At 43.2% G+C, this 10,287-nt stretch carries 13 protein-coding genes; 9 read left to right on the top strand and 4 right to left on the bottom strand.

The window, feature by feature from the left end; translation table 11 throughout:
- From VF500_RS15735 to VF500_RS15710, 6 genes are all read left to right on the top strand, one after another.
- Positions 1–784 (top strand): lyase family protein (locus VF500_RS15735; RefSeq protein WP_330860580.1); only part of this gene is annotated, 784 nt, incomplete at its 5' end.
- Positions 785–828: 44 nt separating this feature from the next.
- Positions 829–1,926, top strand: coding sequence for a TlpA disulfide reductase family protein (locus VF500_RS15730; RefSeq protein WP_330860579.1), 1,098 nt, complete (start codon positions 829–831; stop codon positions 1,924–1,926).
- Between the two features lie 62 nt (positions 1,927–1,988).
- On the top strand, positions 1,989–2,192 hold the full coding sequence (locus tag VF500_RS15725; RefSeq protein ID WP_330860578.1) for a YwbE family protein: 204 nt from the start codon (positions 1,989–1,991) through the stop codon (positions 2,190–2,192).
- Positions 2,193–2,257: 65 nt separating this feature from the next.
- A complete protein-coding gene (locus VF500_RS15720) occupies positions 2,258–2,956 on the top strand; it encodes a DUF1345 domain-containing protein (protein WP_330860577.1) in 699 nt (232 codons plus the stop codon).
- 228 nt (positions 2,957–3,184) lie between these two features.
- Entirely contained in the window at positions 3,185–4,819 is a 1,635-nt protein-coding gene (locus tag VF500_RS15715; protein WP_330860576.1) for an amidase, read from the top strand.
- A gap of 9 nt (positions 4,820–4,828) precedes the next feature.
- On the top strand, positions 4,829–5,236 hold the full coding sequence (locus VF500_RS15710) for an AraC family transcriptional regulator (protein ID WP_330860575.1): 408 nt from the start codon (positions 4,829–4,831) through the stop codon (positions 5,234–5,236).
- A gap of 156 nt (positions 5,237–5,392) precedes the next feature.
- On the opposite strand, the gene VF500_RS15705 is transcribed toward VF500_RS15710, so the two are convergent.
- Complete coding sequence (locus VF500_RS15705; RefSeq protein WP_330860574.1) at positions 5,393–5,947, bottom strand: arylesterase; 555 nt, start codon at positions 5,945–5,947, stop codon at positions 5,393–5,395.
- 20 nt (positions 5,948–5,967) lie between these two features.
- Positions 5,968–6,177 (bottom strand): YtxH domain-containing protein, encoded by a 210-nt coding sequence (locus VF500_RS15700; protein ID WP_121231199.1) that lies wholly within the window; start codon positions 6,175–6,177, stop codon positions 5,968–5,970.
- 102 nt (positions 6,178–6,279) lie between these two features.
- Here VF500_RS15700 and VF500_RS15695 point away from each other — a divergent pair, with 102 nt between their 5' ends.
- Positions 6,280–7,029: a YdcF family protein gene (locus VF500_RS15695; RefSeq protein WP_330860573.1), complete on the top strand. Its 750-nt coding sequence runs from the start codon at positions 6,280–6,282 to the stop codon at positions 7,027–7,029.
- Here the strand turns inward: VF500_RS15695 and VF500_RS15690 are convergent, their stop codons facing one another.
- Together VF500_RS15690 and VF500_RS15685 are read right to left on the bottom strand one after the other, a co-directional pair.
- Positions 7,030–7,257 (bottom strand): hypothetical protein, encoded by a 228-nt coding sequence (locus VF500_RS15690; RefSeq protein ID WP_330860572.1) that lies wholly within the window; start codon positions 7,255–7,257, stop codon positions 7,030–7,032.
- Between the two features lie 69 nt (positions 7,258–7,326).
- A complete protein-coding gene (locus tag VF500_RS15685) occupies positions 7,327–8,328 on the bottom strand; it encodes a nucleoside hydrolase (RefSeq protein WP_330860571.1) in 1,002 nt (333 codons plus the stop codon).
- 141 nt (positions 8,329–8,469) lie between these two features.
- On the opposite strand from VF500_RS15685, the gene VF500_RS15680 reads away from it, so the two are divergent.
- Positions 8,470–9,207, top strand: coding sequence for a peptidase (locus VF500_RS15680; protein WP_330860570.1), 738 nt, complete (start codon positions 8,470–8,472; stop codon positions 9,205–9,207).
- 4 nt (positions 9,208–9,211) lie between these two features.
- Complete coding sequence (locus VF500_RS15675) at positions 9,212–10,060, top strand: transglutaminase family protein (RefSeq protein WP_330860569.1); 849 nt, start codon at positions 9,212–9,214, stop codon at positions 10,058–10,060.
- Positions 10,061–10,287 lie beyond the last annotated feature (227 nt).

Genomic DNA, 10,287 nt, shown 5'->3' with positions numbered 1-10,287 from the left:
AGCAGCTTACCGCATCACTAATAAAAACCCCCTGGGTTCGGCTGCTGGTTACGGTTCATCGTTCCCGCTAAACCGTACTTTAACTACGCAGTTTTTGGGTTTTGACAGCCTTAATTATAACGTTGTTTACGCGCAAATGGGCCGCGGTAAAACTGAGCGAATTATTGCACAGGCTATTTCTTCAATAGCAGCTACATTAGCTAAAATGGCTATGGATCAGGCGTTATACTTAAGCCAGAACTTTGCTTTTGTAAGCTATCCGGATGCATTGACCACTGGCAGCAGCATCATGCCGCATAAAAAGAACCCGGATGTTTGGGAAATTATGCGCGGCAAATGTAACCGCCTGCAGGCCCTGCCTACAGATGTGGCTATGATGACAACCAACCTGCCATCGGGCTATCACCGCGAGCTACAATTATTGAAGGAGTTATTGTTTCCAGCCTTTGCCGACCTGAAACATTGCCTGCAAATGGCAACCTTCATGCTGCAAAATATCACCGTAAAAATCGATATCCTGGATGATGCCAAATATGCCTACCTGTTCAGTGTGGAGGAAGTTAACCGTTTAACATTAAGTGGCACCCCGTTCCGTGATGCGTACAAACAAGTTGGTTTAGCTATTGAAGCGGGGGATTTCAACCCGGATAAAACAGTGAACCATACCCATGAGGGTAGCATCGGTAATTTGGGTAATGAGCAGATCGCAGCAGCCTTTGATAAGCTGATCAGTAATTTTGATTTCGGAAAAGTAGAACACGCAATAAAAGGGTTGGTTGAATAGTTATCTTAGTAGCAGGAAATTCTTAAACTCCTGATACTAAACCTATGAAAAAACCTTATTACCTTATCCTACTGGTGCTTATCAGCCTGTTTTCATGCAAACGTGATAATAGTATAATCATCAAGGGCGATATAAAAGGACTTAAGAGTAAATGGGTTTATTATAAGCCTGTTTATCCGCAAATGGGTGAGTCCACCGATTCTGCAAAAGTTACGGATGGAAAATTTGAATTTAGTTTTCAGCCGGATACTGCTTTTTTTGCCAATCTTGTTTCTATAAGTTATGTGGATGAAAAGGGAACAAGGCGACCTATAGCAGTTTGCAATCCATATGAACCCGCAAAGAATCATTCCCGCTATGCTGATTTTGTTGTAGGGCCGGGATTAACTACTATAACTGGTGATCTTTCCAAAGACGCAGGCGCTATACTGAAAGGCAGCCCGCAGACGGAATTTTATCTCAGGAACATCAATTTGCCTTTTATTCGCATAAGTAAGGATAGTATCGGGAGAAATGAGCAGGCTGAACGGATCAAAAGAATAATCCAGGATACACCGAACGCCTATTGGGCTGCATTTGCTTTTAGTAATTTTAAATATTACTTTAATCACGAACAACTAAAAGACTTCTATGCAGGCTTTAGCGATGAAGCAAAATCATCCTATTATGGCAGGCGGCTCAAACAGTTTATTGATGATCAGCCGACAATAAAAAATCAATTTGCTAACAGCGTTTTTCTTGATAAAGACACAAAACAAGTTAGCCTGATTGATAATGCTAAAAAGCTGAACATGATAATATTCTGGGCAAGCTGGTGTGGACCTTGCCGACAGGAAATTCCATCATTAAAGAGAATAACAGCGCAATTCAATAAAGATGATGTAAGGTTTGTAAGTGTATCGGTGGATGCAAAAAAGGAAAATTGGCTGCTTGCAATGAAACAAGAAGATATGGCATGGGAGCAATTGATCATACCTCAACAGCAATTTGCAAAAGCGCAGGCACAATACAATTTAGGTTCTATTCCCAAAGTATACCTGGTAAATAACAAAAACATGGTTGTGAAAAAAATTGAAGGCTTTGATGATGGTAACGAAGAGCGTGTTAAAACTTTTATAGCCGATTATCTTTCGAAAAATTGATATTTGCTTTCGCTTTTTCTCGAAAAATCAGCGAAATCAACACAATCAAAAAATCAACGGTCATGAACGGACAAAACAGAAGCGATATATACCCCGGCCTTGAGGTTGACATTATCTTAAAGAAAGATCAGCGTACGGGAACACTCACCCGTGGCTTTGTGAAACGGTTGCTCACCAGCGCGGCGTACCATTCACGCGGGATCAAGGTACAGCTTGACGATGGGCAGGTAGGCCGTGTGACCTGGATAGTGGAGGAGGAAGATTAAATTATTATCTTCATCAATTCTACACTAATCATCGCCATATTTACGGTATAACTTAAAAACCATCCATGCCGAAGATCCCAAAAACCAAGCAGAAAGTATTTTTACGGTTAGATGCACATCACCGGCTGCTCATTTCATTAGGGGTAAGTGCGATAGTGCTGTTCTTTACATGGTCTAACTTTACAGCGCCTACCACGGTGTTGATCACCTGGATAGCATTTGGCCTGTGCGTCATTATTTTGGACTGGATCATTATTCTTACCGCTCACCCGGTCGAGATCCGTAAGATAGCGAGTATAGAAGATTCCAGCCGTACATTGATATTTTTGTTTGTGATCGTGGCATCGCTGATGAGTTTGCTGGCTATCATGCTCCTGCTGTTATCAACAAAAAACCAATCAGATGCGGTAGTTACGGCAAGGGTTTTACTGGCCATGGCTTCGGTAATAGTTTCGTGGTGGTTGGTACATACCATATTTACGCTGCGTTACGCTCACATGTACTATGCTACTGATCCCGACGATGATAAAAAATTAAAACACCTCGGCGGCCTCGAATTTCCGGGGGATGAAAAAGAGCCGGATTATCTCGATTTTGTATACTTTTCATTTGTTGTAGGCATGACCTTCCAGGTATCTGACGTAGAGATCTCTGCCCGTTCTATCCGTCGCCTGGCCTGGCTGCACGGGTTGATTTCTTTCGCGTTTAATACGGCTATAGTTGCCTTGAGCATTAATGTGATATCAGGCATGGTATCGAAGTAAAAAGAAAAACGTCATCCCAAAAGTTCCTATCAAAACTGGCCTGTCAGTCTGAGCCTGTCGAAGACTCGCGCGCAGAGGCCTCCCCTCCATGCTTCGACAGGCTCAGCATGACCCCGTTTTTATTTGTTTTTCTGTTCGTGCATTGTAACATTTAACTATCTACGCCCTCCGCACCTTTCAAAGTAGTTAAATATTTTGTTACTTGTAATGCCTTTTATTTTAACATTTATGCACAGACGAAATTTCCTTAAAACCGGTTCACTGGCCGGATTAACGATCTCCACTTTGGTGGCGGCTTCCTGCAACCAGCCATCTGCCGAAAATAAAGCGGATGAAACTGCCGCTGCCGAGAACAGTAAGGACGATATATTTGAACTGAGCGAAATAACTATTACCGATCTGCAGCAAAAGATGCAGGGAAAGCAGTTTACTTCAAGACTGATCACGGAACTGTACCTGAAACGAATTGATCAGATAGATAAGAAGGGCATTATGCTAAACTCCGTTATTGAGCTTAATAAAGATGCCCTGAACATGGCCGATGCGATGGACCGGGAGCGTGGGAATGGTAAAGTGCGCGGCCCGCTACATGGTATACCCGTGCTGATCAAAGATAATATCAATACCGGCGATAACATGCACACCACAGCCGGTTCATTGGCTTTAGCCGATAATTTTGCCAAACAGGATGCTTTTATTGTACATAAGCTTCGTGAGGCAGGGGCGGTGATATTGGGTAAAACCAATTTAAGTGAGTGGGCAAACTTTCGTTCCACGCATTCAACAAGCGCATGGAGCAGCAGGGGTGGGCAAACCAAATGCCCTTATATTTTAGACAGGAACCCCAGCGGCTCAAGTGCCGGCACAGGAACGGCTGTAGCAGCCAATCTTTGCGTTATAGGCATCGGTACCGAAACCAATGGCTCTATAGTTTCACCGGCATCGGTTAACGGCTTGGTTGGCATTAAACCAACAGTGGGTTTATGGAGCCGGTCGGGTATTATCCCTATTTCCAAAACACAGGATACCGCCGGGCCTATGGCACGTACGGTTAAGGATGCTGCGATACTGCTTGGCGCGCTTACTGGCATCGATACGCTTGATCTGGCAACGCTTGGCGGTAAAGGTAAGGTTGATGCAGATTATACTAAATTTTTAGATGTTGATGGCTTACAGGGCAAGCGCCTCGGTATTGAAAAAACGGCGTTTAATGATAACCCGGCTGTTGTTGCATTATTGCAGGATGCTATCAAAACCTTGAAAAGTAAAGGCGCCGAAGTAGTGGAGATAGAGTTGTACAAGGAACTCAAAACCATAAACAGCAATGAGTTTAACGTACTGCTTTATGAATTTAAAGACGGCCTCAATCAATACCTTGGCAATGCCAATAGCAAAATGAAAACGCTGACGGATGTTATTGCTTTTAACAAGCAGAACGAAGCTAAAGCCATGCCTTTTTTTAAGCAGGAGATCCTGGAGCAGGCCCAGGCCAAAGGCGATCTGAATAGTAAGGAGTATCTGGATGCTGTAAAACAAACAAATGCCGGCACACGCAAGGTTATTGATGACATGCTTGCAAAATATAAGCTTGATGCCATTATTGGTACAACTAATGGCCCGGCAGTATGTATCGACCTGGTAAATGGCGACTATGATAATGGTTTCGGCTTTTCGGGACCGGCAGCTATGGCAGGGTATCCGCATATCACCGTGCCTATGGGGCTGGCGCATGGCTTGCCGATTGGCTTATCGTTTTTTAGTACAGCATATAAAGAGGGAGAGATCATTAAATTGGGATATGCCTACGAACAGGCATCTAAAAAGCGGGTGGCGCCACTGTTTAAGCCCGATCTGTTTGCTTAGTTTTGTATTATGGAAGCAACGCTTACTGTTCCGAAGAAGATACTGGCCCGTCAGCATGAAATTACTGCCGACTATTTAAAGGCTATCGATAAACATCTTGACGATGTGCTGAACAACCGCGTATTGGATATGTACGAGATCCGTGACTTTGCCGATGAAATGCATATCCATCCTACACATTTAAGCAATACCATCAAACTCACCACCGGGAAACATCCTTGTTTCTTTTTCGAGGAAAAGATCATGGAAATTGCAAAAAACATGCTGACGGACAACACCGTGAGTGTAGCCGAAATAGCAAGCAGACTTACCTTCGATCCTTCAAATTTTACTAAGTTTTTTAAACGTTTTGAAGGTGTAACACCGAAGCAATACCGGGAGCAATGGTTGATGAAGAAGCTGAACCATGATTTTTAGAATTAAAGGATTACAGGATAAAAAGTTATTAGATTGATGTCATACGAGGAGCCTGTCGTGGGCTATGAGCGGGAGCGGCTACGTGGCAATCGCACGGAAACATGGCGGCCCTGTATAGTATGCGATTGCTGCGCTTCACAATGACATGCTTTGATTCTATAACAGCCCTTTTATCACCGGCCAAACATTATTAGCTATGACCTTATAGCCATCAGCGTTGGGATGAAGCCTGTCGGGCAGGTTAAGGTGGGCTATCCCGGCAACATCCTGTAAATAAAATGGTACGAAGGCAGTATTATTTGTTTCGGCAAGTTTGCGGAAGATGGCTTTAAACTGTGCTGCAAATGCACCAGGGATAAAAGCGGGGATCTCCATTCCCATCAGGGCAATTTTAACACCGGGATGTTTTTGTTTAACCCTGTCAATTATGGTTTGCAAATTGTTAGCTGTGGTTTGTGGCGGGATACCCCTGATGATATCATTAATGCCCAGTTCCAGCACAAATACAGCTATCGGGCGGTTGATCCAATAGTCCAGCCGATAAAGGGCTCCCGAAGTGGTATCACCGCTGACGCCCCCGTTAATAACATGGTAAGCTAAATTTGCTGTATGGATCCTTTGTTGGATGAGCGCAGGTAATGATTCGGTTTTGGCATCCTTAAGGCCATAACCTGCCGTTAGGCTATCTCCCAAAAATAATATGTTGTGCATAAAGTATAAAGCAGGGCAAATTAACGCCTGCTGTTATCCCTGAAATTTTGAGTGCGTACGGCAATTTGTTCCAAAGTAAGCTCGCCATATTTTTTAGCACGGTCGGCCCAGTCGGGAGCATTGTCAACCAGGTTGTCGATAATTGATTTACCGTCAGGTCCTTTTTTGGTCACGTAATTTATTCCGTAAGCAACTGCAGCACCTATAGCAAGAGTTTTGATAAAGCCCATAATTTATTTTCTTTTCTGATATATGACAATGATAATGCCAGTTTGTTACCCGGCTTGTTAAAAGCTTCTATATTTGAAGTACTTAAACACAATAGCCACAATATGTTTTTTATATTTTCAAAAGTGCTTTCATTTTTAATGAACCTGCTTTTATGGGTATTCGCATTTTTATTGGTAGCCCTTTTTTCAAAGAACGTAAAACGTAAACGAAAATTTTTGCTTATAGGTATTATCGTGCTTTATATTTTCTCTAATTCGTTGTTACTTAATATAGTAAGCTGGGGGTGGGATATAAGGGAAACTAAGGTGCCGGTAGGTAAAAAGTACACATGCGCTATCGTATTGGGCGGTTTTAGCTCGGATGATGGCAATGGTGGTGGGTTCTTTAACACTGCTGCAGACAGGTTTATCCAGGGAGTCAGGTTACAGAAAACGGGCCAGGTTAGCCATCTTTTGATATCCGGAGGGAATGGCCTTTTGATGCCATCAGGCTTTAAGGAGGCCGATTGGGCAAGGGAGCAATTCAGGGAAATGCAGGTTCCGGATAGCTGCATATTAACCGAAGCAAAATCGCGCAACACGATTGAAAATGCAGCGTTTTCAAAGGTACTCTTACAGCAGCGTAAAATTAAGGGACCTTATTTACTGGTTACTTCGGCATTTCATATGCGCCGCTCCATGATGATATTTAAAAAGCAGGGGGTTGACGTGATAGCATACCCCTGCAATTTTTTCAGCCGCAGGTTTTCGGTTTCTGCTGATGATTTGCTGCCCAATGCGGGCGCTTTGGCCGGCTGGGCATCGTATATAAAGGAAGCTATCGGATATGTAACAACCCGGTACTTCAAATGATCAGCCGTGTTTAAGATACCTCGTAGAAGGGGTGATATCAGGGTCCCGGTGATTGTGTTTATTCCAGTTGGCTATGTCAACCAGTCCGGGTGGGGTTTGATAATGATCGGCATTGGCACCGCATCTTACAATAAATTTGCCTTTGGCCTGTGCTATAACAGGCCTGCTGCCGCAGATAATGCAAGGCTCGCAAAAGATAGCCACCTGGATTTTAGTTGGTTTATTCATGATGAAACTAAGGTGGCATCAATTGGCTGGAAATTCAATACCAAGTAGTTGGTATTTTAGTAGTTTACACTATTTCATTTTTTTAGCAGGCTGATGCATCATCAGTTGTTCAATATCTTTTGCAATAGCATCAGGCTCCATAGCAAATTGAAGGTATAAAAACCGCTCACCGGGTATCACGACGTCGGTACCATCGTCCTTTATTTCCATATTTAGTTTGCGATAGGTAAAATAAGGTTTCGGCCCTCTGATGGCTGTTAGCACGGCGGTTTCGTCCCAGCTATTGCGGCCAACAGTGTTATTATCTTTTGCGAGGGCAATCTGAAACGCGTCTTTTACCGGGCTGTTTTGTATCGAATAATTGTTGATGAGTCGAATTCCGGTCAGAATTTTTTCGCCAATTTCAAAACCGCTAAGTGTAATTGGAGTAGGCCAGTTTTTAAAAACTTCCTGTGCCGAGGCTGCATCCACATTTACATTGTATTCGCTAAAGGTTTTGCCATCGGTACCTATTCCGGTAGCCATGGATACCAGGTTTTTTACTTTCTTTTTCACCAGTTGTGCCCCTGTTAATTTGCTGTATTTATCAGCTCCCGAATGGAGCAGATCGGCCAGGTTGGTGAAAAAGCCAACTGAAATAATAGTAACACTGCCATCAACCTGACTTGCAAGGATCTTGCGGTAAAGTGCCACTGCTTCAATTGCCTGGCTATTTGATTTGATATGATGAGGAAAGCCGGCAATGATAGCTTGAGCCCACTTTTGAGCGCAATCTTTATTGGGTTTGTTTTTTTTGACTATACCTATAGGGATATCGGGCCGTCCGAAATAAGTATTAAGCACGCTGATTGTTGGCGCGGTAGTTTCAAAGGCGTTGCATGAAATGGTGGCCAGTATTTTAGCTTCACCCTTATCTGCAAAGGCATGCAGTAAGGCCATTGCGCCTACATCGTCATAATCGCCGGCAATATCTGTGTCGAAAATAACGGGGATGGCGTTATGTTTTTGCGCGCCGGCAAAGTTTATGTTAAAAATCAATAACAGGATAGGTAATGCTGATTTGAAATTCATTTTATGCAATAAAATAAAAGGTGATTAGGCCCTAAAAAGATGTAGAGGTAAATAAATGGTTTATTAATGATCTGTTAATAAATCTCGCATTATTTAATTACTTTGGCAAGTATAAATTTATAACGAAGCACGCTGAATCAAATGACTTATTGCCTGGGAATTAAAGTTAAAGAGGGTTTATTGGCCATTGCCGATACCCGCATAACTTCGGGGACCGATACCACTGTAAAAAAGAAGATCACGATACAACAAAAGGATCATTTTTCGCTGTTTATTATGACCAGCGGTTTACGCTCGGTACGTGATAAAGCGGTGATCTATTTTAACGAATTACTGGAAACAGCGGAGTTCAATAAAATGTACAAAGCTGTGAATGCATTTGGCGAACAGGTAAAACGTGCAGCCCAGGAAGATAAAGTTTCTCTTGATGCTGCCGGTTTGAGATTTGATTTAAACACTATCATCGGCGGACAACTACGCGATGATGACGAGCATAAGCTTTTTTTGCTGTACCCGGAAGGAAACTGGGTAGAGTTGGGGCAGGGGGCACCTTATGTAGTTATTGGTAATTCGGGCCACGGTAAGGCCATTCTTAATCGTATCCTCGATGAAAATTCGAGCCTGAAACTTGCGCTGAAAACGGGTTTTCTTTCGTTCGATTCAACAAGGGTAAGTTCAAATAATGTCGATTTTCCGATAGATGTAGCCGTTTATAAAAAGGATAGTTTCAATATTGTTGAACAACGTTATAACAAGCAGGACCTGGAACATATCTCAACCCAATGGGCCGAAGAATTGAAACTGGCCCTCGACCATATTTCAGAGGATTGGATGGATGCCACATTTAACAAATTAGAAGAAGTAAAAACAGAAAGCTGATAACATGAAATTCGATGTGTTTACCCAAATGGAATATGTAGTACGGTCGCCGGGCACATTGATTTTAAACATACATGCTTTACGAAGCCCAAATCAAACAGTAATAAGGGAAGAGTTTGGTTTAGAACCCTACATCAAGTTTGAAGAATTGCAAACGCTGCAAGGCGAAAACCGTTTGGTACGCTTTGATGTAAGTGCAGATACCCCCAACGTTAAAGTTACTTACAAGGCTACGGTTGATAATTGTTATGAAATAACCGATTTTGGTAACCTGCTGGAGACTCATGTTTCTGAACTGCCCTCACCGGTGTTGCCATATTTAAATCCAAGCCGTTATTGTCAGTCGGATAAGTTATACCGCCTTGCGCACAATATGTTCGGGCATATTACCAACCCCTTTGAGCAGGTGGTTGAATTAACCAACTGGATTCATAAAAACGTACAATACTTAAGCGGTTCAACCAATTCGCAAACATCTGCTTTTGATACGGTGACAGAGCAGGCCGGCGTTTGTCGTGATTTCGCGCATCTGGGTATAGCCCTATGCCGCGCGCTGACCATACCAGCACGTTATTTTACGGGTTATGCCTATCATCTTAAACCTGCTGATTTTCATGCCTGCTTTGAGGCTTACCTTGGCGGCAAATGGATCCTGTTTGATGCCACGCGGCTGGTACCTTTGAATGGCCTCATTAAAATAGCCACCGGCCATGACGCCGCCGATTCGGCCATAGCCAATATCTTTGGTGATGTTACCTTTACTACTATGCAGGTAAGCTGCGAACTTGCCGAAGATGGCTTTGAGCCATTTTATTATGGCGACGGTGAATTTAAAGGGCTGTCGTATTTGTAAATTAGCCTCACCCTAAATCCCTCTCCGGGAGAGAGGGACTTTAAAAAGTCTCCCCGACCGGGGGAGATTTAGAGGGGGCTTTACCGCTTTCCCTTTTTTACCGGCACTTTTTTACGCTGTTTTGCTCCATAAACCCAGTTAGCCGCCAGTACAGCCACACAGATCAGTAGCCCGAAAAATTCACGTACTTCTTCAACCCAGGGCTTTTCGGCTTTCATGGTTTGTAC

Source organism: Mucilaginibacter sp. (genome assembly GCF_036383575.1).
Taxonomy (GTDB): Bacteria; Bacteroidota; Bacteroidia; order Sphingobacteriales; family Sphingobacteriaceae; genus Mucilaginibacter.
Note: the sequence above shows the minus strand (reverse complement) of the source record. Positions and strands in the feature narration are given on the sequence as shown.

Coding starts and splice junctions, on each gene's coding strand:
- VF500_RS15730 (WP_330860579.1), top strand. CDS start 829: ATGAAAAAACCTTATTACCTTATCCTACTGGTGCTTATCAGCCTGTTT.
- VF500_RS15725 (WP_330860578.1), top strand. CDS start 1,989: ATGAACGGACAAAACAGAAGCGATATATACCCCGGCCTTGAGGTTGAC.
- VF500_RS15720 (WP_330860577.1), top strand. CDS start 2,258: ATGCCGAAGATCCCAAAAACCAAGCAGAAAGTATTTTTACGGTTAGAT.
- VF500_RS15715 (WP_330860576.1), top strand. CDS start 3,185: ATGCACAGACGAAATTTCCTTAAAACCGGTTCACTGGCCGGATTAACG.
- VF500_RS15710 (WP_330860575.1), top strand. CDS start 4,829: ATGGAAGCAACGCTTACTGTTCCGAAGAAGATACTGGCCCGTCAGCAT.
- VF500_RS15705 (WP_330860574.1), bottom strand. CDS start 5,947: ATGCACAACATATTATTTTTGGGAGATAGCCTAACGGCAGGTTATGGC.
- VF500_RS15700 (WP_121231199.1), bottom strand. CDS start 6,177: ATGGGCTTTATCAAAACTCTTGCTATAGGTGCTGCAGTTGCTTACGGA.
- VF500_RS15695 (WP_330860573.1), top strand. CDS start 6,280: ATGTTTTTTATATTTTCAAAAGTGCTTTCATTTTTAATGAACCTGCTT.
- VF500_RS15690 (WP_330860572.1), bottom strand. CDS start 7,257: ATGAATAAACCAACTAAAATCCAGGTGGCTATCTTTTGCGAGCCTTGC.
- VF500_RS15685 (WP_330860571.1), bottom strand. CDS start 8,328: ATGAATTTCAAATCAGCATTACCTATCCTGTTATTGATTTTTAACATA.
- VF500_RS15680 (WP_330860570.1), top strand. CDS start 8,470: ATGACTTATTGCCTGGGAATTAAAGTTAAAGAGGGTTTATTGGCCATT.
- VF500_RS15675 (WP_330860569.1), top strand. CDS start 9,212: ATGAAATTCGATGTGTTTACCCAAATGGAATATGTAGTACGGTCGCCG.